Annotated in this window: 22 protein-coding genes and 1 pseudogene; 5 read left to right on the top strand and 18 right to left on the bottom strand. The window is 69.8% G+C overall.

The features are described from left to right. Positions 1 to 214: 214 nt before the first annotated feature. Both OG245_RS26605 and OG245_RS26600 read right to left on the bottom strand, forming a co-directional pair. Positions 215 to 538, bottom strand: coding sequence for an STAS domain-containing protein (locus OG245_RS26605; protein WP_371625943.1), 324 nt, complete (start codon positions 536 to 538; stop codon positions 215 to 217). Positions 539 to 830: 292 nt separating this feature from the next. Next, positions 831 to 1,679 carry a 3-hydroxyacyl-CoA dehydrogenase family protein gene (locus OG245_RS26600; RefSeq protein ID WP_371625942.1) on the bottom strand — a complete coding sequence of 283 codons (849 nt, stop codon included), beginning with the start codon at positions 1,677 to 1,679 and terminating at the stop codon, positions 831 to 833. A gap of 273 nt (positions 1,680 to 1,952) precedes the next feature. On the opposite strand from OG245_RS26600, the pseudogene OG245_RS26595 reads away from it, so the two are divergent. After that, positions 1,953 to 2,120 (top strand): annotated as a pseudogene (locus tag OG245_RS26595) (ABC transporter permease); the annotation flags it as partial. Between the two features lie 13 nt (positions 2,121 to 2,133). Beyond that, positions 2,134 to 2,706 carry a cob(I)yrinic acid a,c-diamide adenosyltransferase gene (locus OG245_RS26590; protein WP_371625941.1) on the top strand — a complete coding sequence of 191 codons (573 nt, stop codon included), beginning with the start codon at positions 2,134 to 2,136 and terminating at the stop codon, positions 2,704 to 2,706. 10 nt (positions 2,707 to 2,716) lie between these two features. Here OG245_RS26590 and OG245_RS26585 read toward each other — a convergent pair whose 3' ends face one another. Beyond that, positions 2,717 to 3,289, bottom strand: a complete 573-nt coding sequence (locus OG245_RS26585; protein WP_371625940.1) for a hypothetical protein — start codon at positions 3,287 to 3,289, stop codon at positions 2,717 to 2,719. Positions 3,290 to 3,439: 150 nt separating this feature from the next. Here OG245_RS26585 and OG245_RS26580 point away from each other — a divergent pair, with 150 nt between their 5' ends. The 3 genes from OG245_RS26580 to OG245_RS26570 all read left to right on the top strand — a co-directional run bounded on the left by OG245_RS26580 (position 3,440) and on the right by OG245_RS26570 (position 7,365). Continuing rightward, entirely contained in the window at positions 3,440 to 4,681 is a 1,242-nt protein-coding gene (locus tag OG245_RS26580) for a sensor histidine kinase (protein ID WP_371625939.1), read from the top strand. After that, positions 4,678 to 5,340, top strand: coding sequence for a response regulator (locus OG245_RS26575; RefSeq protein WP_371625938.1), 663 nt, complete (start codon positions 4,678 to 4,680; stop codon positions 5,338 to 5,340). The genes OG245_RS26580 and OG245_RS26575 overlap by 4 nt, the downstream gene beginning before the upstream one ends. 153 nt (positions 5,341 to 5,493) lie before the next feature. After that, positions 5,494 to 7,365 (top strand): glycosyl hydrolase family 18 protein, encoded by a 1,872-nt coding sequence (locus OG245_RS26570; RefSeq protein WP_371625937.1) that lies wholly within the window; start codon positions 5,494 to 5,496, stop codon positions 7,363 to 7,365. Positions 7,366 to 7,607: 242 nt separating this feature from the next. Here the strand turns inward: OG245_RS26570 and OG245_RS26565 are convergent, their stop codons facing one another. From OG245_RS26565 to prmC, 15 genes are all read right to left on the bottom strand, one after another. Next, complete coding sequence (locus tag OG245_RS26565; RefSeq protein WP_056702475.1) at positions 7,608 to 8,054, bottom strand: DUF2550 domain-containing protein; 447 nt, start codon at positions 8,052 to 8,054, stop codon at positions 7,608 to 7,610. Positions 8,055 to 8,187: 133 nt separating this feature from the next. Beyond that, on the bottom strand, positions 8,188 to 8,562 hold the full coding sequence (locus tag OG245_RS26560; protein WP_003966248.1) for a F0F1 ATP synthase subunit epsilon: 375 nt from the start codon (positions 8,560 to 8,562) through the stop codon (positions 8,188 to 8,190). 109 nt (positions 8,563 to 8,671) lie between these two features. Further along, the gene (gene atpD / locus OG245_RS26555; protein WP_371625936.1) at positions 8,672 to 10,114 is read right to left on the bottom strand and encodes a F0F1 ATP synthase subunit beta; all 1,443 of its coding nucleotides are present in this window, start codon (positions 10,112 to 10,114) and stop codon (positions 8,672 to 8,674) included. Then, positions 10,114 to 11,031, bottom strand: a complete 918-nt coding sequence (locus OG245_RS26550; protein WP_371625935.1) for a F0F1 ATP synthase subunit gamma — start codon at positions 11,029 to 11,031, stop codon at positions 10,114 to 10,116. The genes atpD and OG245_RS26550 overlap by 1 nt, the downstream gene beginning before the upstream one ends. Before the next feature lie 3 nt (positions 11,032 to 11,034). Beyond that, positions 11,035 to 12,606 carry a F0F1 ATP synthase subunit alpha gene (gene atpA, locus OG245_RS26545; protein ID WP_030626271.1) on the bottom strand — a complete coding sequence of 524 codons (1,572 nt, stop codon included), beginning with the start codon at positions 12,604 to 12,606 and terminating at the stop codon, positions 11,035 to 11,037. 128 nt (positions 12,607 to 12,734) lie between these two features. Beyond that, positions 12,735 to 13,550 carry a F0F1 ATP synthase subunit delta gene (locus OG245_RS26540; protein ID WP_371625934.1) on the bottom strand — a complete coding sequence of 272 codons (816 nt, stop codon included), beginning with the start codon at positions 13,548 to 13,550 and terminating at the stop codon, positions 12,735 to 12,737. Continuing rightward, positions 13,547 to 14,083 carry a F0F1 ATP synthase subunit B gene (locus OG245_RS26535; RefSeq protein ID WP_003966253.1) on the bottom strand — a complete coding sequence of 179 codons (537 nt, stop codon included), beginning with the start codon at positions 14,081 to 14,083 and terminating at the stop codon, positions 13,547 to 13,549. Before OG245_RS26535 ends, OG245_RS26540 begins: the two co-directional genes overlap by 4 nt. 37 nt (positions 14,084 to 14,120) lie before the next feature. Further along, entirely contained in the window at positions 14,121 to 14,357 is a 237-nt protein-coding gene (gene atpE, locus OG245_RS26530; RefSeq protein ID WP_003966254.1) for an ATP synthase F0 subunit C, read from the bottom strand. Positions 14,358 to 14,451: 94 nt separating this feature from the next. After that, on the bottom strand, positions 14,452 to 15,279 hold the full coding sequence (gene atpB / locus OG245_RS26525) for a F0F1 ATP synthase subunit A (protein WP_003966255.1): 828 nt from the start codon (positions 15,277 to 15,279) through the stop codon (positions 14,452 to 14,454). 200 nt (positions 15,280 to 15,479) lie between these two features. Continuing rightward, positions 15,480 to 15,920: a hypothetical protein gene (locus OG245_RS26520; RefSeq protein WP_371625933.1), complete on the bottom strand. Its 441-nt coding sequence runs from the start codon at positions 15,918 to 15,920 to the stop codon at positions 15,480 to 15,482. Positions 15,921 to 16,190: 270 nt separating this feature from the next. After that, positions 16,191 to 17,579 carry an MraY family glycosyltransferase gene (locus OG245_RS26515; protein ID WP_371625932.1) on the bottom strand — a complete coding sequence of 463 codons (1,389 nt, stop codon included), beginning with the start codon at positions 17,577 to 17,579 and terminating at the stop codon, positions 16,191 to 16,193. Positions 17,580 to 17,711: 132 nt separating this feature from the next. After that, positions 17,712 to 18,992 carry a serine hydroxymethyltransferase gene (gene glyA, locus OG245_RS26510; protein ID WP_371625931.1) on the bottom strand — a complete coding sequence of 427 codons (1,281 nt, stop codon included), beginning with the start codon at positions 18,990 to 18,992 and terminating at the stop codon, positions 17,712 to 17,714. Between the two features lie 151 nt (positions 18,993 to 19,143). Then, on the bottom strand, positions 19,144 to 19,785 hold the full coding sequence (locus OG245_RS26505) for a low molecular weight phosphatase family protein (RefSeq protein WP_007447717.1): 642 nt from the start codon (positions 19,783 to 19,785) through the stop codon (positions 19,144 to 19,146). After that, positions 19,782 to 20,429 (bottom strand): L-threonylcarbamoyladenylate synthase, encoded by a 648-nt coding sequence (locus OG245_RS26500; protein WP_007447713.1) that lies wholly within the window; start codon positions 20,427 to 20,429, stop codon positions 19,782 to 19,784. Before OG245_RS26500 ends, OG245_RS26505 begins: the two co-directional genes overlap by 4 nt. A 52-nt stretch (positions 20,430 to 20,481) precedes the next feature. Further along, the gene (prmC, locus tag OG245_RS26495; protein WP_003966261.1) at positions 20,482 to 21,327 is read right to left on the bottom strand and encodes a peptide chain release factor N(5)-glutamine methyltransferase; all 846 of its coding nucleotides are present in this window, start codon (positions 21,325 to 21,327) and stop codon (positions 20,482 to 20,484) included. Positions 21,328 to 21,365: the final 38 nt, after the last annotated feature.

Raw genomic sequence — 21,365 nt, 5'->3', positions numbered from 1 at the left:
ACCCTAGACCTTGACTCAGTATTCATGAACCGCCGGGGTGCCACGCCGTCCAGGACGTCACGTTCCGGTGAGGATTGCGTGACTTCTGCCGCCGGGTGCGGTCCGTCCGGCCGTGCGGATCCCGGCGCGCGGCGCACGGCCGTCCGGATTCCGGCGCGGCGAGCGGCGCCCTCCGGATCCCGGCGACGGCGGGGCGAGCGGCCGCGCGCGTCTTCTAGACGCGCGGCAGCGACTCCGCGGCGATGCCGCCCTCGATGGCCAGGATGCGGTGCAGCCGGGTGGCCACCAGGAGGCGCTGCATCTGCGGTGGCACGCCGCGCAGCACGAGGCGCCGTCCGGTCCGTCCCGCCCGGCGGTGGGCCCCCATGATGACGCCGAGTCCGGTGGCGTCCCAGGAGTCCAGCTCGGTCAGGTCCAGCACGAGGTCGCCGACTCCGTCGTCCACGGCCGAGTGCAGGACCGTACGGGCGTCCGCCGCGCTTCGGACGTCGAGGCGGCCCCCGACGACCAGCTCGGCGTGGTCGCCCCTGATGTGCATATGCGCTCCCCGGTCATGCTCCGTAGAAGGTCCGTCTGTTCGTCTGTCTGTCTGTTCCGCTGTCGGCTCTGCCGCAGGCCCTGCCGCCGTTACGCATGGTCAGTCCCTGCGCCTGTCCCTGCCACCACTGACTGTCCCGGCGACAGGGAAGTTGCCGCCTGTAAGCGAACCGATACCGAATTCACTCGGTGGAGTGACTCCGGTTCGCCGGAGACCGGTGCTTGCCCGGTAAGATCCCCGGCTCCCCCGGCCCGGACAGCGGCGGGCCGACGGGCCGAGGGGGCGGTTCCGGTCAGTACGTGTAGAAGCCCTGCCCGCTCTTGCGTCCGATGTCACCCGCGTCGACCATCCGGCGCATCAGCTCCGGGGCGGCGAACTTCTCGTCCTGCGACTCGGCGTAGATGTTGCCGGTGGCGTGCAGCAGGATGTCGACGCCGGTCAGGTCCGCGGTGGCGAGCGGGCCCATGGCGTGGCCGAAGCCCAGCTTGCAGGCGATGTCGATGTCCTCGGCCGAGGCCACGCCCGACTCGTACAGCTTGGCGGCCTCGACGACGAGCGCCGAGATCAGCCGGGTGGTGACGAAGCCCGCCACGTCCCGGTTGACGACGATGCAGGTCTTGCCGACCGACTCGGCGAACTCCCGGGCGGTCGCGAGGGTTTCGTCGCTGGTCTTGTAGCCGCGCACCAGCTCGCAGAGCTGCATCATCGGGACCGGGGAGAAGAAGTGCACGCCGACGACGCGCTCCGGACGCTCCGTCACGGCCGCGATCTTGGTGATCGGGATGGCGGAGGTGTTGGAGGCGAGGACGGTGTGCTCGCCGACGACCTTGTCCAGGGTCCGGAAGATCTCGTGCTTGACTTCCAGCTTCTCGAAGACGGCCTCCACGACGATGTCCGCGTCGGCCACGGCGTCGAGGTCGGTGGTCGTGGTGATGCGGGCGAGCGCGGCCTCGGCGTCGGCCGCGTCCAGCTTGCCCTTGGAGACGAACCTGTCGTACGAGGACGTGATCCCGTCACGACCCCGGGTCAGCGCGGCGTCAGTGACGTCCCGCAGCACGACGTCCCAGCCCGCCTGGGCGGAGACCTGCGCGATCCCGGATCCCATGAGTCCGGCCCCGATGACGGCGAGCTTCCTGGCCACGTTCGCACCCCTTGGTTTCTGTTCGCCCGTGCGCACTTGTTCACGGCGGTTCACATGCTCTCCGGCGGAGGTTAGTACTCGTCGGGCGCGCTGGGGCGGTGAAGAGATGCGCGTCACGTCTCAGATGACGGACATCACACCGGGACGCGTCATTCGGCTCCGCGTCGCGCGTAGTTGAGTACCTGATCGCCGAGGAGACCCTCGATGCCGTCGAGGACGCCGAGGGCGTCGTGGGAGACCTCGACGGCCTTGCGGCCCTTCATCATCTCCTGGGTGCTCTCGCACTTCACGCCGTTCCGCTATCCGGTGGACGCGGTACGGGACGCCTACACCGGCTCGTACGCCACCGCGCACATGCTCTACGGGGTCCTCGTCGCCGCGGGCCTCGCCGCCGCGGCCGTGACCGTGGGCACACGGGTCTTCCGGCGGGCCGGAGCGTAACTACGCTGGGCCCATGGTCAATCTGACGCGCATCTACACCCGGACCGGCGACCAGGGCACCACGGCCCTCGGCGACATGAGCCGCACAGCCAAGACCGATCTGCGGATCTCGGCGTACGCGGACGCCAACGAGGCCAACGCGGCGATCGGGACCGCCATCTCGCTGGGGCAGCTGCCCGAGGAGCTGGTGAAGGTCCTCGTACGCGTCCAGAACGACCTCTTCGACGTGGGCGCGGACCTGTGCACCCCGGTGGTCGAGGACCCGAAGTACCCGCCGCTGCGGGTCGAGCAGTCCTACATCGACAAGCTGGAGGCGGACTGCGACACCTTCCTGGAGGAGCTGGAGAAGCTCCGCAGCTTCATCCTCCCGGGAGGTACGCCGGGGGCCGCCCTGCTGCACCAGGCGTGCACCGTGGTCCGGCGGGCCGAGCGGTCCACCTGGGCGGCGCTGGAGGTGCACGGGGAGTCGATGAACACGCTGACCGCCACCTACCTCAACCGCCTCTCCGACCTCCTGTTCATCCTGGCGCGGAGCGCGAACAAGGAGGTCGGGGACGTGCTGTGGGTGCCGGGCGGCGAGCGGTAGGCGCTTGGCCCTAGAAGCGGTCGGCCGGCTCCCGTTCCGTCACGGCGCCCTCGGGAGCCCGCTTCGGCCACACCGTGTAGCCGCCCGCGATGATCAGGTTGATGCCGATCACCAGGCCCATCTTCTGCTGCCAGCCCCGCAGCGAGCTGATCTCCCCGCCGGGGCCGACGTACCAGATCGCCGCCTGGAGCAGGCCCGCCGCGACCACCGCGGCCAGGATCCAGCGGGCGGCGGTACGCCACTCGTGGACGGCGCGCGCCATGCCGTACTTCGGCGGCTTCACCGGCGGCGGGCCGCCGAACCAGCGGTGGGCGACCCAGGCGTCCACCTTCTTGATGGTGTGGTGGCCGAGCCCCACCGTGAAGCCGATGTAGACGGCGGCCAGCCCGTGCTTCCAGTCGGGCTCGGCCCCGTTCTTCAGGTCGATGGCCGTCACGACCAGCAGCACGACCTCCAGCAGCGGCTCGCACAGCAGCACCGCCGCCCCGAGCCCCGGTTTCCTCGCGACGTACCGCAGGGCGAGTCCGGCGGCCAGCAGAACCCAGAATGCGACCTCGCAGGCCACGACCAGTAGGGCGATCACGACTCTCTCCTCCCGTTCTCCTCCAGCCTCCCGGCCGCCGGGCGCGGAGACGTCGTCGGCAGTGACGAAACGGGACTGCATCCTTCGATGTAGTCGCGGATCGGCCCGCGAAGGGAGGTACGGGGGCGGCGGTGCGTGTTGGATGGAGAAGTGCTCACCTCGATCCGCCCCGACCGCGACGCGGTGGCCCTGGCCTGCTCCGGGCTGCTCGGGGGGCTGCTGCTGTGGCTGCTGGGCCTCCACACCCAGGGCGGCCGGTCCTTCTCCGCGGCCTGGGTCACCCTCGTACCGCTGACCGCCATGGCCGCGGCCGAGCTGCTGCGCCGCACCGCCCCGCGCACGGCACTGACGGTCGGCACACTCGCGCTGGTGGCGGACCAGTTCACCTGGGGCAACCTCGCCACCGTCCTGATGTTTACGGACGTCATGTACGCGGCCGTGCTGTACGGGCCCCCGGCCGCCGCCCGCCGCCTCCCGGTAGCCACGCTCCTGATCACCGTCGCGTCCACGATCGGCTTCCTGGCCTGGTTCCGTAAGCCTGAGGCACTGTTGATCGGCCTGGTCATCGGGCTGGTCTCCTTCGTCCCCGCCCTCACGGGCGTCAGCGTGCGCACCCACCGCACCTCCGCCGAAGCCGCCCGGCTGGCCGCCGCACAGACCGCGCGGCTGGCCGAGATGGACCGGACGCAGGCGGTGATCGCCGAGCGGGCCCGGATGGCCCGGGAGCTGCACGACATGGTGGCCAACCACCTTTCCGCCGTGGCGATCCACTCCACCGCCGCCCTGTCCATCGACGACCCGGACACCTCCCGGAACGCCCTGAAGGTGATCCGCGAGAACAGCGTCGAAGGGCTGTCGGAGATGCGCCGGCTGATCGGTCTGCTGCGGGAGGGCGGCGAGGACCAGGCCCCGGCCGCGGCCCCGACGCTCGCCGCCCTGGACAGCCTGGTCGAGCAGACGAACGTCAACGGGACGTCCGGCGGGCTGGTCTGCACCCTGGAGGACACCCGGGAGGAGGCGGCCGGGGCGCTGCCGACGCCGGTCGAGCTGGCCGCGTACCGGATCGTCCAGGAGTCCCTGACCAACGCCCTCAAACACGCCGCGCCCGGCCCGGTGGTGGTGCGGATCGGCCGGGCCGGGGAGCTGCTGACGGTCGAGGTGACCAGTGTGTTCGGCAGCCGCCCCGGCCCCACGGCGCCCGGTTCGGGGGCGGGCCTGGTGGGCATGCGGGAGCGGGTGACGCTGCTCGGCGGGACGTTCGACGCCGGGGCCGAGCCGGGAGACGACAGCGACCGCGACGGCGACGGCGACAGCGACGGTGGTGGCGGCGGGACCAAGATCTGGCGGGTGCGGGCTCAACTGCCCGTGACGGAAGGGACGATGCGGGGATGACGATCCGGGTACTGGTCGCGGAGGACCAGGCGGCGGTGCGCGCGGGGCTGGTGCTGATCCTCTCCAGCGCGCCGGACATCGAGGTCGTCGTAGAGGCGGGGGACGGCGAGGCGGCGGTGCGCCTGGCGCGTGAACTCCGCCCGGACCTGGTGCTGATGGACGTGCAGATGCCGCGCCTCGACGGGGTGGCGGCGACGCGGCAGGTGGTCGAGGAAGGGCTCGCGGACGTCCTGGTGCTGACCACGTTCGATCTGGACGAGTACGTCTTCGGGGCGCTGCGCGCGGGGGCCTCCGGCTTTCTGCTGAAGAACACCGACGCCCGCGATCTGCTGGAGGCGGTACGGACGGTGGCGCGCGGCGAGGGGCTGATCGCCCCGGCCGTGACCCGGCGGCTGATCGCGGAGTTCGCGGGGGCGTCCCCCGCACCCGGCCGCGGGACGGCGGATCCGACGGTGCTGGACGCGCTCACCCGGCGCGAGCGCGAGGTGCTGGGGTGCCTGGGCGAGGGCCTGTCGAACGCGGAGATCGCGCTCCGCCTCTCGATGGCCGAGGCCACGGTGAAGACCCACGTCAGCAGGCTGCTGGGCAAGCTGGAGCTGCGCAGCCGGGTTCAGGCGGCGGTCCTGGCGCAGGAGTTGGGTATCCGGGCCACGTCCTGATCTTTGGTCCAGACCTCTTGACGATTGGTCCAGACCTTCCTACTGTCACCGTCACACACTGCGGTGAGTACGAGAGCACCCGTACTCAGGGCGGCGCAGGGTTTGCAGTCCACGAATCACCCCCGTTTGTTGGACCTCACCCGAGGAGCACCGTTGAGCACTGATACCCCCCAACGTCGATCCAGATTCAGATGGATCCCGTCCGTGAGCGGCCGTTCCAAGGTCGTCGCGGGCCTGACCGCACTGGTCGTGCCGCTCGCCGCGATGGTGGGCCTCGCCTCCCCCGCCTCGGCAGCCGCGTCGGCCACGGCGACGTACACCAAGAAGTCGGACTGGGGCAGCGGCTTCGAGGGCCAGTGGACGGTGAAGAACACCGGCACCACCGCGCTCTCCTCCTGGACCGTCGAGTGGGACTTCCCCTCGGGCACCACGGCCGGCTCCGCCTGGGACGCCACCCTCACCAGCAGCGGCGGCCACTACACCGCCAAGAACCTTTCCTGGAACGGGTCCGTGGCGCCCGGCGCCAGCATCAGCTTCGGCTTCAACGGCACCGGCTCCGGCTCCCCCACGGGCTGCAAGCTGAACGGCGCCTCCTGTGACGGTGGCAGCGTCCCCGGCGACAACGCCCCCTCGGCGCCCGGCACCCCGACCACCAGCGATGTCACCGACACCTCGGTCAAGCTCAGTTGGAGCGCGGCGACCGACGACAAGGGCATCAAGAACTACGACGTCCTGCGGGACGGCGCGAAGATCGCCACGGTCACCGGCACCACGTACACCAACACCGGTCTGACCGCCGGCACCGACTACTCCTACGCCGTGCAGGCCCGGGACACCGCCGACCAGACGGGCCCGGCCTCCGGCGCCGTCTCCGTGCGGACCACCGGCGGCGGTGGCGGACAGCCCGGCGGCGACAAGGTCAACCTGGGTTACTTCACCAACTGGGGCGTCTACGGGCGCAACTACCACGTCAAGAACCTGGTGACGTCCGGCTCGGCCGCGAAGATCACGCACATCAACTACGCCTTCGGCAACGTGCAGAACGGCAAGTGCACCATCGGTGACTCGTACGCCGACTACGACAAGGCGTACACCGCCGACCAGTCCGTCGACGGCGTCGCCGACACCTGGGACCAGCCCCTGCGCGGCAACTTCAACCAGCTGCGCAAGCTGAAGGCCAAGTACCCGCACATCAAGATCCTCTGGTCGTTCGGCGGCTGGACCTGGTCCGGCGGCTTCGGCCAGGCCGTGCAGAACCCCGCCGCCTTCGCCCAGTCCTGCTACGACCTGGTCGAGGACCCCCGCTGGGCCGATGTCTTCGACGGCATCGACCTCGACTGGGAGTACCCCAACGCCTGTGGTCTGACCTGTGACACCAGCGGTCCGGCCGCGCTGAAGACCATGGCCGACGCCATGCGGGCGAAGTTCGGCACGAAGAACCTGGTCACCGCCGCCATCACCGCGGACGGCTCCAACGGCGGCAAGATCGACGCTGCCGACTACGGCGGCGCCTCCCAGTCCTTCGACTGGTACAACGTGATGACGTACGACTTCTTCGGCGCCTGGGCGGCCAAGGGCCCGACGGCCCCGCACTCGCCGCTGACCCCGTACACCGGCATCCCGCAGGCCGGCTTCTCCTCCTCCGAGGCCATCGCCAAGCTGAAGGCCAAGGGTGTCCCGGCCAAGAAGCTGCTGCTCGGCATCGGCTTCTACGGCCGCGGCTGGACCGGCGTCACCCAGTCCGCCCCCGGCGGCACGGCGACCGGCGCGGCCCCGGGCACGTACGAGGCGGGCAACGAGGACTACAAGGTCCTGAAGAACACCTGCCCGTCCACCGGCACCATCGCCGGCACCGCCTACGCGCACTGCGGCACCAACTGGTGGAGCTACGACACCCCGGCCACCATCGGCACCAAGATGACCTGGGCGAAGAACCAGGGCCTCGGCGGCGCGTTCTTCTGGGAGTTCTCCGGTGACACCACCAACGGTGAACTGGTGAACGCCATCAAGAGCGGCCTCCAGTAGTCACGCCGGTGCTCCCCACGCCGTAACGGCAAGCACCACCCCGGAAAAGCACCGGGGAGACGGGTCCGCCCCCCGTCTCCCCGGTTTTTCGCTGTGTACGCGCGGTTACGCGACGCCCTCGGGCCCCATCGACCCGCCCCCGGGCTCCGTCCGGGAGGGACCCCCTCCCAGCGGGGCCGCCCGGGAGGACCTCCTCCCAGCGGGGCCGCCCGGGAGGGACCCCCTTCCAGCGGGGCCGCCTGTCAGGCCACGTTCACCCGCTGGCCGGGCGGCGCCGCCTCCAGCCAGGCGAGGAAACCGGTCAGGGCGTCCTCGCTCATCGCCAGCTCCAGGCGCGTCCCGCGGTGGAGACAGCCGAGCACGACGGAGTCGGACAGGAGCGCGAGCTCCTCCTCGCCCTCCGGCAGCCGGCGGGCGATCACCTCGATCGCAGAACGCTCCAGGCCCCGGCGGGGGCGAGGAGCGTAGGAGAAGACCCGGAACCAGTCGACGCGGTCACCGCTGTAGCGGGCGACCCCGTAGACCCAGCCCTTGCCGAGCGCATCGGGTTCCTCCGACACGTCCCAGCGCAGGCTGCAGTCGAAGGTCCCTCCGGACCGCTGGATCAGCCTCCGGCGCAGGCCGAAGACGAACAGTCCCAACAGGACCGTGACGATGACGGACGCGCCCACCCACAACGCGAGGACCATCTCCACCGACCTCCTCGCATCGTCGAGTAACGAACACCGAAACCGTATTGCACCTGCATCGCCTCAGCCGCGACACGGCTGGATTGCTCCAGCTCGGGCCGCGGCTGAGTAAAGACATCTGTCCGTGGGGGTGCTAGCGCACCGCCACCGCGCGCAGTCGCACGTCGGCACGCCGCTGGGCAGCGGCGTCCGCGTCCGACTTCGCGAGTTCCAGCGCCCGCTCGGCGCGCTCGACATCGATCTCGTCGGCCAGCTCGGCGATCTCGGCCAGCAGCGACAGCTTGTCGTCCGCGAACGAGATGAATCCACCGTGCACAGCGGCGATGACGGTGCCGCCCTCACTCGTGCGGATCGTCACCGGGCCCGATTCCAGCACACCGAGAAGCGGCTGGTGACCGGGCATGACGCCGATGTCGCCGGACGTGGTGCGCGCGACGACCAGGGTGGCCTCGCCGGACCAGACACTTCGGTCGGCGGCGACCAGCTCGACATGCAGCTCAGCAGCCAAGGGTGGCTCCTCGGGTCACCACCCGGCCGCCCGGCCGGGTGTCGGTTCAATTCTACGGGGCGTGGTGAGGGGGGCGGGACACACCCACCCCCCTCGGTGAGCCGGAGGCTCAGGAGACGCCGAGCTCCTTGGCCTTGGCCTTCAGGTCGTCCAGGCCACCGCACATGAAGAACGCCTGCTCGGGGAAGTGGTCGTAGTCCCCGTCGCAGATCGCGTTGAACGCGGAGATCGACTCGTCGAGCGGAACGTCCGAACCGTCCAGGCCGGTGAACTGCTTGGCGGCGTGGGTGTTCTGCGACAGGAAGCGCTCGACGCGACGGGCACGGTGGACAACGAGCTTGTCCTCCTCGCCCAGCTCGTCGATACCGAGGATCGCGATGATGTCCTGGAGGTCCTTGTACTTCTGGAGGATCCCCTTGACGCGGCTGGCCGCGGCGTAGTGGTCCTGCGAGATGTAGCGCGGGTCCAGGATGCGGGACGTGGAGTCCAGCGGGTCCACGGCCGGGTAGATGCCCTTCTCGGAGATCGGACGGGAGAGAACCGTCGTCGCGTCGAGGTGGGCGAACGTGGTGGCCGGGGCCGGGTCGGTCAGGTCGTCCGCGGGGACGTAGATCGCCTGCATCGAGGTGATCGAGTGACCACGCGTCGAGGTGATGCGCTCCTGGAGCACACCCATCTCGTCGGCCAGGGTCGGCTGGTAACCCACCGCGGACGGCATGCGGCCGAGCAGCGTGGAGACCTCGGAGCCGGCCTGCGTGAAGCGGAAGATGTTGTCGATGAAGAGCAGCACGTCCTGCTTCTGCACATCGCGGAAGTACTCCGCCATGGTCAGGGCGGACAGGGCCACGCGCAGACGCGTCCCCGGCGGCTCGTCCATCTGGCCGAAGACGAGCGCGGTCTTCTCCAGAACGCCCGACTCGGTCATCTCGTCGATGAGGTCGTTGCCCTCACGGGTGCGCTCACCGACGCCGGCGAACACCGACACACCGTCGTGCAGCTTCGCCACACGCATGATCATTTCCTGGATGAGGACCGTCTTGCCGACGCCCGCACCACCGAACAGACCGATCTTGCCGCCCTTGACGTACGGGGTCAGCAGGTCGACGACCTTCAGGCCGGTCTCGAACATCTCGGTCTTCGACTCGAGCTGGTCGAAGGCCGGGGCCTTGCGGTGGATCGGCCAGCGCTCGGTGATCTGCGCCTCGGCCTCCGGCTCGTTCAGGATCTGACCGAGGGTGTTGAACACCTTGCCCTTGGTGATGTCACCGACGGGGACGGTGATGCCCGTGCCCGTGTTGGTCACCGGGGCCTGGCGGACCACGCCGTCGGTGGGCTGCATCGAGATCGCGCGGACCATGCCGTCGCCCAGGTGCTGGGCGACTTCGAGGGTCAGCGTCTTGCGGGCGCCGTCCTCGGCCGGGTCGGCGACCTCGATGTGGAGGGCGTTGTAGATCTCCGGCATCGCGTCGACGGGGAACTCCACGTCGACGACCGGGCCGATGACCCGGGCGACGCGGCCCGTGGCAGCGGCCGTCTCAACTGTCGTCGTCATTACTTGTCACTCCCCGCGGTCGCGTCGGCCAGAGCACTGGCACCGCCGACGATCTCGCTGATTTCCTGGGTGATTTCGGCCTGTCGGGCCGCGTTGGCAAGCCGGGACAGGCTCTTGATGAGGTCTCCGGCGTTGTCGGTGGCCGACTTCATCGCGCGGCGGCGGGCAGCGTGCTCGGAAGCTGCTGCCTGCAGCAGTGCGTTGTAGATGCGGCTCTCGACATAGCGCGGCAGAAGGGCGTCCAGGACGTCCTCGGCCGACGGCTCGAAGTCGAACAGCGGAAGGATCTCACCCTTGCGGGTGCTCTCCTCGGCCACCTCGTCGAGCGAAAGCGGCAGCATCCGGTCGTCGACCGCGTTCTGCGTCATCATCGACACGAATTCCGTGAAGACGATGTGCAGCTCGTCGACGCCGCCCTCGGCCGTGTCCTTCTGGATGGCCTCGATCAACGGGGCGGCGATGCTCTTGGCATCGGAGTACGCCGGGTTGTCGGTGAAGCCGGTCCAGGAGTCCTCGACCTTGCGCTCGCGGAAGCCGTAGTACGCGACACCCTTGCGGCCGACGATGTACGTGTCGACCTCCTTGCCCTCGGAGGCAAGGCGCTCCCGCAGTCGCTCCGCGGCCTTGATGGCGTTGGAGGAGTAGCCGCCGGCCAGACCGCGGTCGCTCGTGACGAGCAGGACCGCGGCCCGGGTCGGGGCGTCGACCTCGGTGGTGAGCGGGTGCTTGGCGTTGGAGCCGGTCGCCACCGCGGTCACCGCACGGGTGAGCTCGGTCGCGTACGGCTGGGACGCCGCCACCTTGCGCTGTGCCTTGACAATGCGCGAGGCGGCGATCATCTCCATCGCCTTGGTGATCTTCTTGGTCGCGGTGACGGCTTGGATGCGGCGCTTGTAAACGCGAAGCTGAGCGCCCATCGATCAGCCCTCGCCCAGGAGCTTGCCGTCCGAGGTCTCGAACTGCTGCTTGAAGGCGGCGATCGCGTCGGCGATCGACTGCAGCGTGTCGTCGGACATCTTGCCGCCCTCGGCGATGCTGGTCAGGAGGTCCTTGCGCTCACGGCGCAGGTACTCCAGCAGCTCGGACTCGAAGCGACGGATGTCCTCGACCGGGACGTCGTCCATCTTGCCCGTGGTGCCGGCCCAGACCGAGACGACCTGCTCCTCCATCGGGAACGGGGCGTACTGCGGCTGCTTCAGCAGCTCGACCATGCGCTTACCGCGCTCCAGCGAGGCCTTCGAGGCCGCGTCCAGGTCGGAACCGAAGGCGGCGAACGCCTCCAGCTCGCGGTACTGGGCGAGGTCCACGCGGAGCCGGCCGGAGACCTGCTTCATGGCCTTGTGCTGGGCGGAGCCACCGACTCGGGAGACCGAGATACCGACGTTGAGCGCCGGACGCTGACCCGCGTTGAACAGGTCGGACTCCAGGAAGCACTGGCCGTCGGTGATGGAGATGACGTTGGTCGGGATGAACGCCGACACGTCGTTCGCCTTGGTCTCGACGATCGGGAGGCCCGTCATCGAGCCGGCGCCCATCTCGTCGGAGAGCTTGGCGCAGCGCTCCAGCAGACGCGAGTGCAGGTAGAAGACGTCACCCGGGTAGGCCTCGCGGCCCGGCGGGCGGCGCAGCAGCAGGGACACGGCGCGGTAGGCGTCGGCCTGCTTCGAGAGGTCGTCGAAGATGATCAGGACGTGCTTGCCCTGGTACATCCAGTGCTGGCCGATGGCCGAACCGGTGTACGGCGCCAGGTACTTGAAGCCGGCCGGGTCGGACGCCGGGGCGGCGACGATGGTCGTGTACTCCAGCGCACCGGCCTCTTCGAGCGCACCACGCACGGAGGCGATGGTGGAACCCTTCTGACCGATGGCGACGTAGATGCAGCGCACCTGCTTGTTCACGTCGCCCGAGCGCCAGTTGTCGCGCTGGTTGATGATCGTGTCGACGGCCAGAGCGGTCTTACCCGTCTGACGGTCGCCGATGATCAGCTGACGCTGGCCGCGGCCGATCGGCACCATGGCGTCGACGGCCTTGTAGCCGGTCTGCATCGGCTCGTGCACCGACTTGCGGACCATGACGCCAGGGGCCTGCAGCTCGAGGGCGCGGCGGCTGTCGGTCGCGATCTCGCCGAGACCGTCGATCGGGTTGCCGAGCGGGTCGACGACGCGGCCGAGGTAACCCTCGCCGACGCCTACGGAGAGCACCTCACCGGTGCGCTGCACCGGCTGGCCCTCCTCGATGCCGCTGAACTCGCCGAGGACGATCGCACCGATCTCGCGCTCCTCGAGGTTGAGGGCGAGACCGAGGGTGCCGTCCTCGAACTTCAGCAGCTCGTTCGCCATGGCGGAGGGAAGACCCTCCACCTTCGCGATGCCGTCGCCGGCAACGCTGACCGTACCGACCTCCTCGCGCGAGGCCGCGTCCGGCTGGTACGACTGGACAAAGTTATCCAGTGCGTCCCGGATCTCCTCCGGCCGGATCGTGAGCTCCGCCATCTGGGTTCCCTGCTCTCCTTGTTGGGCCCGAAGTTTCTTAAGGGGGTCTGGGGGCCGACCCCCAGGAATCTTCTGCAATTTCTGCACGGCCCAACCGGGCCGCTGGTCTTGCTTGTTCTTGCTCTGTGTCAGCCGGCCATGCGCCGGGTCGCCTCTTCGAGGCGCTCCGCGACGGTGCCGTTGATGATCTCGTCACCGACGCGCACCGAGATCCCGCCGAGGACCGCGGGGTCCACGTCCAGGTTCAGGTGCATCTGCCGACCGTAGAGCTTCGCCAGGGCGTCGCCCAGGCGCTGCTTCTGCCGGTCGCTGAGCGGCACCGCCGAGGTGACGACGGCGACCATGCGGTCCCGGCGCTCCGCGGCGAGCTTGGACAGCGAGTCCAGCCCTGCTTCCAGGCTACGTCCACGGGGCTGGGTGACCAGGCGGACGATGATCCGCTCGGTGACCGGCTGCGCCTTGCCGCCGAGCAGGCTGCGGAGCAGCTCGCCCTTGGCGGACGCCGTGGCCGTGCGGCTGGTGAGCGCGGAGCGCAGCTCCTTGTCGGAGCCGACGATCCGGCCGAACCGGAACAGCTCGTCCTCGACGTCGTCGAGGCTGCCGCCGCGCTGGGCCGCGGTGAGGTCTGCGGTGTTCGCCAGCTCCTCGACCGAGTCCACCAGGTCACGCGACTGCGACCAGCGGGACCGGACCAGTCCGGAGACCAGGTCGACGGTCTCGCCGCCGACCTGCCCGCCGAGCAGACGCGCGACCAGCTCGGCCTTGCTCTCGCCGCTCTGGGCCGGGTCGGTGAGGACCCGGCGCAGGGATACTTCGCGGTGGAGCAGCGCGGTGACCGATGCCAGCTCCTCGGCGAGCTTCGCCGCGTCGACCGACGTGTTGTCGGTCAGCGCGTCGAGACGCTCGCGTGCGGCAGCCAGTGCTTCGCGGCTCGCGCTGTTCATCGGGCGGCCTCGGCCTTCGCCTCGAGCTCGTCGAGGAAACGGTCGACGGTGCCGCTCTGCCGGGCGTGGTCCTGGAGGGACTCGCCGACGAGCTTGCCGGCCAGGTCGGTGGCGAGCTTGCCCACGTCCTGACGCAGCGCCGAGGCGGCGGCCTTGCGGTCGGCCTCGATCTGGGTGTGGCCGGCGGCGATGATCTCTTCGCGCTGCCGCTGACCTTCCGCCTTCATCTCCTGGATGATGACGGCACCCTGCTCCTGCGCCTCCTGGCGCAGACGGGCGGCCTCGTGGCGGGCCTCGGCGAGCTGAGCCTTGTACTGCTCAAGAACGCTCTGGGCCTCGATCTGAGCCGATTCGGCCTTCTCGATGCCACCCTCGATCGCCTCGCGGCGCTCTTCCAGGGTCTTGTTGATCACCGGAAGCAGCTTCTTCGAGAAGACGAAGAAGACGATGCCGAAGCAGATCAAGCCGATGACGACTTCAGGCCAGACCGGGAGCAGAGGCATCTGCGGTTCCTCGGCTGCCAGGTACATCATGGTGGACCTTTCGTCGAATGGGGCTACAGCCACAACGTCACTTGACGATGAACGGAACGACGAAGCCGATCAGGGCCAGGGCCTCGACGACGGCGAAGCCGAGCAGCATGTTCTGGCGGATGAGGCCGGCAGCCTCGGGCTGGCGGGCGATGGCCTGCACACCGTTACCGAAGATGATGCCGATGCCGATGCCGGGGCCGATCGCGGCGAGGCCGTAGCCGATGGTGCCGACGTTGCCGTTCACGGCCGCGAGGGTCTCGAAAGCAGCAGACATGTCTGTGGTTCCTTCTCTTGGTGGGTCCGGTGGAAATGGTCTCCGCACCGGGCGACTGGGGAGCTGAGGGCGGGAGCCGGGAGCCGGCAGGTCCTCAGTGGGCTTCTTCGAGCGCCTGGGAGAGGTACGTGGCGGTCAGCACGGTGAACACGTAGGCCTGAAGGGCCTGGATGAACATCTCGAACACGGTGATGACCAGCGTCATGATGAACGACGCGCCGGCGTAGACCGTGCCCAGGACCGTGCCGAGCATGTACCAGGTGGCGATCGTGAAGATCAGGATCAGGATGTGGCCCGCGAACATGTTCGCGAAGAGTCGGACAGCCAGCGTGAACGGGCGGACGATCACGTTGGAGATGAACTCCAGCGGCGTCAGCAGCACGTAGATCGGCTTGGGCAGACCGCTCGGGACGCAGAGGTTGCGGATGCCCCCGACGAATCCGTTCGACCGGAACGTCACCGTCATGTACGTGACCCAGACCACCAGCGCGAGGCCGACGGGGTAGGCGATGACGGAGCTGACCGGGAACTGGGCGAGCGGGATGAGGGCCCAGAGGTTCAGGATCCAGACGAAGAAGAACAGGGAGACCAGCAGCGGGACGAAGGGCTCGCCCTTCTTGCCGATAACCTCCTTGGCGATACCTCGGTGGACGAAGTCGTACAGCGCCTCGGCGACCATCTGCAGCTTGCCCGGGACGACCTTCGGCTTCGAGAAGCCGGCCCAGAAGAAGGCCAGGATCGCGAAGGTTCCGATGATCGCGAGCAACATGGGCTTGTTGAACTCGACAGACCCGACAGTGAAGAGCGGGTCGAAGATGAACGACCACACACTGGGAGCTTGGAACCCGCAGTCCTTGAACAGGTGGCAGTTCGTCTCGAAGGCGAGCGTCTGGGCGTCAGTCACCAAGAGCTCCTTCTGCATGGCGCATGGATGCGGCTACCTCGTTGTGTCGGAGCGGCGGGTGGCCGCAGGTCGGCACCGGACTGGTTCTTACGGTGAGGAGGCGGCGGCCGGGCCCGAAGCCTCGCGATGATTCAAGCGACCGCCTTGTTGCCCGCGCTCGCACTACCGCAACCGAGACCGGACGATAGCAGCACGTCGAACATGGCTTTATTCCGCCCCTACTCATCACGATCTCCCCCAGGGCCGCCCGGACGGTTCCGGGTGTCCGCGTCGGGATCGACGTAGAGGGTCTTGCTCCGGGAGTGCAGCACTGCCTGCGTGGTGATCCACGTGATGACGGCCGCGACAAGCGAGAGGGCGAAGACCTGAAGATCGAAGAGTGAGGTGTTCCTGATGCTCAGGATGAAGATGAGCAGGAGCACGAGCTGACCCGAGTAGATCATCAGCCCCATGCCCTGGAACAGGTGGGGCATGGCCTTGCCGACCCAGTTGAGCGCCAGCAGCCCGAGCGCCATGAAGACGATCACGACCACGCAGCCCACCGCGGCACCGATCGCCCCCTCGCCGCCGGCGAGCAGACCGCCGACAAGCGTGGCGATGGCTCCCACTGCGGCGGTGGGGGTGGCGATGCGCAGTAGTTCGCGCATGTCGGACTGCATGGCGGCAGCTCCACTGGTCTTGGGCGGGAAGAATGGGGCGTCGTCATGGACGAGCGTAGGCCCGGCTCCGCGAGGCGGATTTTCGGGCCAATGGACCGTCCTACCAGGGTCCTTCGGCTCCACCGCCGGGTCTCGTGAACGGTATCACAAACTATTTGATGAGGTCTTTACCTCAAACGTGTGCCAACTGTCACACATGAGAGTTAATCCGCGCGCGTGTGCACGACAAAGCGGCGCAATGTCTGGTAATGCACCGCGAGTTCCGAATCGTCAGCGCGAGCTGTCGATCGAGCGGCGATCCGGGAACCGAGAACGGGTACCGATCGCGGTAGCGCCGTTGACGCCCGACACCCCGACCGCCACGGGAGCCCGTTCCTCGGCCTCCTCGCCCATCCGGGCGTCTGCCGAGCCCTGTTGGACACCGGCGCCCGCGGGCGCCGACTTCTCCTCGTACGAGGGAGTGGGATCCGCCTCCGCTCCACCGTGGCGGTACCGCGGCGGAACGAAGCGGTTGGCCCAGTGCGGGGCGCGCGGGGTGAAGCGCGGCATCAGCAGCAGGACGAGGCCCACCGCGCTCGCCGCGATGATCACGAACACGATCCACGAGGACGCCGAGTGCACCGAGTAACCGACGGCGCCGAAGGCGATGAGGGCCGACCAGAAGTACATGATCAGCACGGCCCGGCTGTGCGAGTGGCCGATCTCCAGCAGCCGGTGGTGCAGGTGGCCCCGGTCGGCGGCGAACGGCGACTGGCCGTTCCAGGTGCGACGGACGATGGCGAGGACCAGGTCGGCCGCCGGGATCGCGATGATCGTCAGCGGCAGCACCAGCGGGATGAAGACCGGGAGCAGCGCGTGGGTGGCCTCGCGCTCACTGCCCTCGAAGATCTTCATGAGGTCCGGGTCGACCTGGCCGGTGATCGAGATCGCGCCCGCCGCCAGCACCAGGCCGATCAGCATCGAGCCCGAGTCGCCCATGAAGATCCGCGCCGGGTGCATGTTGTGCGGCATGAAGCCGAGGCACATCCCCATGAGGATCGCCGCGAACAGCGTCGCGGGGGCCGCCGCCTCGATGCCGTACCCCATCCAGAGGCGGTACGCGTACAGGAAGAACGCCGCCGACGCGATGCACACCATGCCCGCCGCGAGCCCGTCCAGGCCGTCGACGAAGTTGACCGCGTTGATCGTGATGACGACCAGCGCCACCGTGAGCAGCGTGCCCTGCCACTGGGTGAGGGCGACCGTGCCGACGCCGGGGATCGGCAGCCACAGGATCGTGAGCCCCTGGATGACCATGACGGCGGCGGCGATCATCTGGCCGCCGAGCTTGATCAGGGCGTCGATCTCGAACTTGTCGTCGAGGACGCCGATCAGCCAGATCAGGGCGGCGCCGGAGAGCAACGCCCTCGGCTCGTTGGAGAGTTCGAAGACGCCCTTCAGGTTGAAGAGGTGGTCCGCGACGATCAGCCCCGCGCACAGTCCGCCGAACATGGCGATCCCGCCGAGCCGGGGTGTCGGCTCGCGGTGGACGTCACGCGCACGGATCGCGGGCATCGCCCCGACCGCGATGGCGAACTTACGCACCGGTCCGGTCAGCAGATAGGTCACCGCTGCCGTGACACAGAGCGTCAGCAGGTAATCACGCACGGGCTGCCCCACAGAACTCGCCGGTCATCCAAAAACCACACCCTAGTCTCTGAAACAAGGACTCCACGGTACGGATGATGGTTGCACAGGGTTCGTGTGCCCCGGACAGGGCGGAGTGCTCCTCTCCGGGTGCCGCGGAGTTCGCTATCCGGGGTACGGCGGATTGCGCGCGACGAGCTCACGGACCTCCGCCGCGATCGGGCTCACGTCCCCCGGCTCCCGTACCGCCGCTCCGAACAGGGCGGCGATCCGGGCCATGTCCCCGTCGTCCATCCCCTGGGTGGTGACGGCCGCCGTGCCCAGGCGGATGCCCCGGGCGTCCCCGTACGGCAGCGCGCAGGTGTCCAGGACCACACCGGCCGCCGCCAGCCGCTCCCGGGCGGTGCGGCCGTCGACGCCGAGCGGGGCCGGGTCCGCGACGACGATGTGGGTGTCCGTACCGCCCGTCGTGACCTCGAAGCCCTCCGCCTCCAGGCCGGCGGCGAGCACCCGGGCGTGGGCGACGACCTGGTGGGCGTAGAGGGTGTACGCGGGGGTCGCCGCCTCCCCGAACGCGACGGCCTTCGCCGCCACGGTGTGCATCTGCGCGCCGCCCTGGGTGAACGGGAACACCGCCCGGTCGATCCGCTCGGCCAGCTCCGCGCCGCACAGGACCATGCCGCCGCGCGGGCCGCGCAGCACCTTGTGCGTGGTGGCGCAGACCACGTCGGCGTACGGGACCGGGCTCGGCGCCGCTCCCCCGGCGATCAGCCCCATCGGGTGGGCGGCGTCCACGATCAGGTAGGCCCCGGCCTCGTCGGCGATCTCCCGGAACAGCTCGTAGTCGGGGTGGCGGGGGTAGGAGATCGAGCCGCAGACGATCGCCTTGGGGCGGCGGGCGCGGGCCAGGGCGCGCAGCCGGGTGTAGTCGATCAGCCCGGTGTCCGGGTCCACGCCGTAGCCGACGAAGTCGAACCAGCGGCCGGAGAAGTTGCCCGGCGCCCCGTGGGTGAGGTGTCCCCCGTACGGGAGCCCCATCGCGAGCACCGTGTCGCCCGGGCGCAGCAGCGCGGCGTAGGCGGCGAGGACGGCGGAGGAGCCGGAGTGCGGCTGGACGTTGGCGTGTTCGGCGCCGAAGAGGGCGGTGGCCCGGCGGAGCGCGATGCGTTCGGCGGCGTCCGCGTGCTCGCAGCCGCCGTGGTGGCGGGCGCCCGGGTACCCCTCGGCGTACTTGTTGGCGAGCGGGGAGCCGAGGGCCGCGAGGACCGCGGGCGACTGGAAGTTCTCGGCGGCGATCAGCTGGAGGGTGGCGGCCTGTCTGCCGGTCTCCGCCAGCAGCACCCCGGCGATCTCCGGGTCCTGGCGGAGCAGGGCGTCGAAGTCCTGGGGCAGGGCGTCGGGCGCGGGCGACACGGCTGCGGGTGCGGCGGGAGAGGTGACCGGCATGGGACGGCTCCGGGCCTGGAGGCGGGTGCGCCGGCGAGGGGTGCCGGTGTCAGCTCCAACGTACGCCGGGGCCGGGCGCCGTGCCCGCTGTCGCGGGGTGCCGTACGCCGGTCGGCGCACCCGCGCCCGTCGCGGCGCGGGCGGCTCCCCGTCAGTGCGGGGCGCGTACGCCGGTGAGGGCGGTGACGACGGGGTCCAGCGCCTGGTTGATCTCGTCGCCGATGGAGCGGAAGAAGGTGATGGGGGCGCCGTAGGGGTCGTAGACCTCGTCCGCCTCCGCGGTCGGGGCCAGCAGCCAGCCGCGCAGCGCGGCGGCGGCGCGCACCAGGGCGCGGGCGCGCTCGACGACGCCCTCGTCGCGCGGGTCGGGCAGGGTGGCCGGGTCTATGGCCCGCACCAGCCGGGTGAACTCCTTGAGGGTGAAGGTGCGCAGGCCCGCGGAGTGGCCCATGGAGATGACCTGGGCGCGGTGGTCGCGGGTGGCGGTGAGGACCAGGTCGGCGCGGATGACGTGCTCGTCCAGCAGTTCGCGGCCGACGAAGCCGGTGGCGTCCGCGCCGAAGTCGGCGAGGACGACCTCGGCGTTGGCCTCCATGGGCGCGCCCTCGTGGCCCCAGGTGCCCGCGCTCTCCACGACCAGGCCGCCGCTGAGCGGGTCGCCGAGGCGGTCCACCAGGGCATGGCGGGTCAGCCGCTCGGTGATCGGGGAGCGGCAGACGTTGCCGGTGCTGACGTGGAGGATGCGGAAGGTGTCGGTCCGCCCCGCTATGCCACGCCCCTCGGGGGCGGTCAATTGGCCACCTCGAGGTCGGGGACCACCTTGCGCAGCTCCTCCGCGGAGAGGGCGCCGGCGCGCAGCAGGACCGGGGTGGCGCCGGTGACGTCGACGATCGAGGACGGCACGATGCCGGGCGTCGGGCCGCCGTCGAGATAGACGGAGACGGAGTCGCCGAGCATGCCCTGGGCGGCGTCGCAGTCCTCGGGCGAGGGGTGTCCGGTGAGGTTGGCGCTGGAGACGGCCATCGGGCCGACCTCGGTGAGCAGCTCGATGGCGACCGGGTGCAGGGGCATCCGGATGGCGACGGTGCCGCGGGTGTCGCCGAGGTCCCACTGGAGGGAGGGCTGGTGCTTGGCGACGAGGGTGAGGGCGCCGGGCCAGAAGGCGTCGACGAGCTCCCAGGCCTCCTCGGAGAAGTCGGTGACCAGGCCGTGCAGCGTGTTCGGCGAGCCGATGAGGACGGGGGTGGGCATGTTGCGACCCCGGCCCTTGGCGTCCAGCAGGTCCGCGACGGCCTCCGAGGTGAAGGCGTCCGCACCGATCCCGTACACGGTGTCGGTGGGCAGCACGACCAGTTCGCCGCGGCGGACGGCCGATGCGGCCTCGCGCAGGCCCGTGGTCCGGTCGGTGGCGTCGTTGCAGTCGTATCGCCGAGCCATCAGCCGGCCTCCTCGGACAGGTGCGGGTACGGGTGGTGGTGCCGGGGGCCGGTCACGGCATGGCCTTGCGGGCGGTGGCGAACCGGGGGCGCTTGTTCAGGTCGGGGTGGTCGGCGGCGTCCGCCCAGCCCCGCTCCTCGGTGAAGATCCACGGCACCTGGCCGCCCTGGGTGTCGGCGTGCTCGATGACGACGAGGCCGCCGGGGCGCAGCAGGCGGTGGGCGGTGCGTTCGATGCCGCGGATGGTGTCGAGGCCGTCCTCGCCGGAGAACAGGGCCATCTCCGGGTCGTGGTCGCGGGCCTCGGGGGCGACGTACTCCCACTCGGTGAGCGGGATGTACGGCGGGTTGGAGATGACCAGGTCGACCTGGCCGTCGAGCTCCGGAAGGGCGCTCAGGGCGTCTCCGCGGTGCACGGTGACCCTGGACCCCTCGGCGTTCTTCCGCGTCCACCTGAGGGCGTCCTCGGACAGCTCCACGGCGTGCACACGGGAGCGGGGGACCTCCTGTGCCATGGCGAGCGCGATGGCGCCCGATCCGGTGCACAGGTCGACGACGACGGGCTCGACGACGTCCATCGCGCGCACCGCGTCTATGGCCCAGCCGACGACGGACTCGGTCTCCGGGCGGGGCACGAAGACACCGGGGCCGACCTGGAGCTCCAGGTAGCGGAAGAAGGCGCGGCCGGTGATGTGCTGGAGGGGTTCGCGGGCCTCGCGGCGGGCGATCGTCTCCCAGTACCGGGCGTCGAAGTCGGTGTCCGGCACCGTGTGCAGCGCGCCCCGCTTCACCCCGTGGACGAAGGCCGCGAGTTCCTCGGCGTCGAATCGCGGTGAGGGGACACCGGCGTCGGCCAGCCGCTGGGTGGCCTGGGCCACCTCGGCGAGCAGCAGGTTCATCGCGGTTCTCCGTACGGGTTACGGGTGTGCGGGGCGGG

Source organism: Streptomyces sp. NBC_01116, from assembly GCF_041435495.1.
Lineage (GTDB): Bacteria > Actinomycetota > Actinomycetes > Streptomycetales > Streptomycetaceae > Streptomyces.
This window is presented reverse-complemented; position numbering and strand designations above follow the sequence as displayed.

Bases quoted from the DNA above. Each gene is read 5' to 3' on its own strand.
- OG245_RS26605 (WP_371625943.1), bottom strand. From the start codon at position 538: ATGCACATCAGGGGCGACCACGCCGAGCTGGTCGTCGGGGGCCGCCTC.
- OG245_RS26590 (WP_371625941.1), top strand. From the start codon at position 2,134: ATGGTCAATCTGACGCGCATCTACACCCGGACCGGCGACCAGGGCACC.
- OG245_RS26575 (WP_371625938.1), top strand. From the start codon at position 4,678: ATGACGATCCGGGTACTGGTCGCGGAGGACCAGGCGGCGGTGCGCGCG.
- OG245_RS26565 (WP_056702475.1), bottom strand. From the start codon at position 8,054: ATGGTCCTCGCGTTGTGGGTGGGCGCGTCCGTCATCGTCACGGTCCTG.
- atpD (WP_371625936.1), bottom strand. From the start codon at position 10,114: ATGACGACGACAGTTGAGACGGCCGCTGCCACGGGCCGCGTCGCCCGG.
- OG245_RS26550 (WP_371625935.1), bottom strand. From the start codon at position 11,031: ATGGGCGCTCAGCTTCGCGTTTACAAGCGCCGCATCCAAGCCGTCACC.
- atpA (WP_030626271.1), bottom strand. From the start codon at position 12,606: ATGGCGGAGCTCACGATCCGGCCGGAGGAGATCCGGGACGCACTGGAT.
- OG245_RS26540 (WP_371625934.1), bottom strand. From the start codon at position 13,550: ATGAACAGCGCGAGCCGCGAAGCACTGGCTGCCGCACGCGAGCGTCTC.
- OG245_RS26535 (WP_003966253.1), bottom strand. From the start codon at position 14,083: ATGATGTACCTGGCAGCCGAGGAACCGCAGATGCCTCTGCTCCCGGTC.
- atpE (WP_003966254.1), bottom strand. From the start codon at position 14,357: ATGTCTGCTGCTTTCGAGACCCTCGCGGCCGTGAACGGCAACGTCGGC.
- atpB (WP_003966255.1), bottom strand. From the start codon at position 15,279: ATGCAGAAGGAGCTCTTGGTGACTGACGCCCAGACGCTCGCCTTCGAG.
- OG245_RS26520 (WP_371625933.1), bottom strand. From the start codon at position 15,920: ATGCAGTCCGACATGCGCGAACTACTGCGCATCGCCACCCCCACCGCC.
- glyA (WP_371625931.1), bottom strand. From the start codon at position 18,992: ATGCCGGTCACCTCTCCCGCCGCACCCGCAGCCGTGTCGCCCGCGCCC.
- OG245_RS26500 (WP_007447713.1), bottom strand. From the start codon at position 20,429: ATGGCTCGGCGATACGACTGCAACGACGCCACCGACCGGACCACGGGC.
- prmC (WP_003966261.1), bottom strand. From the start codon at position 21,327: ATGAACCTGCTGCTCGCCGAGGTGGCCCAGGCCACCCAGCGGCTGGCC.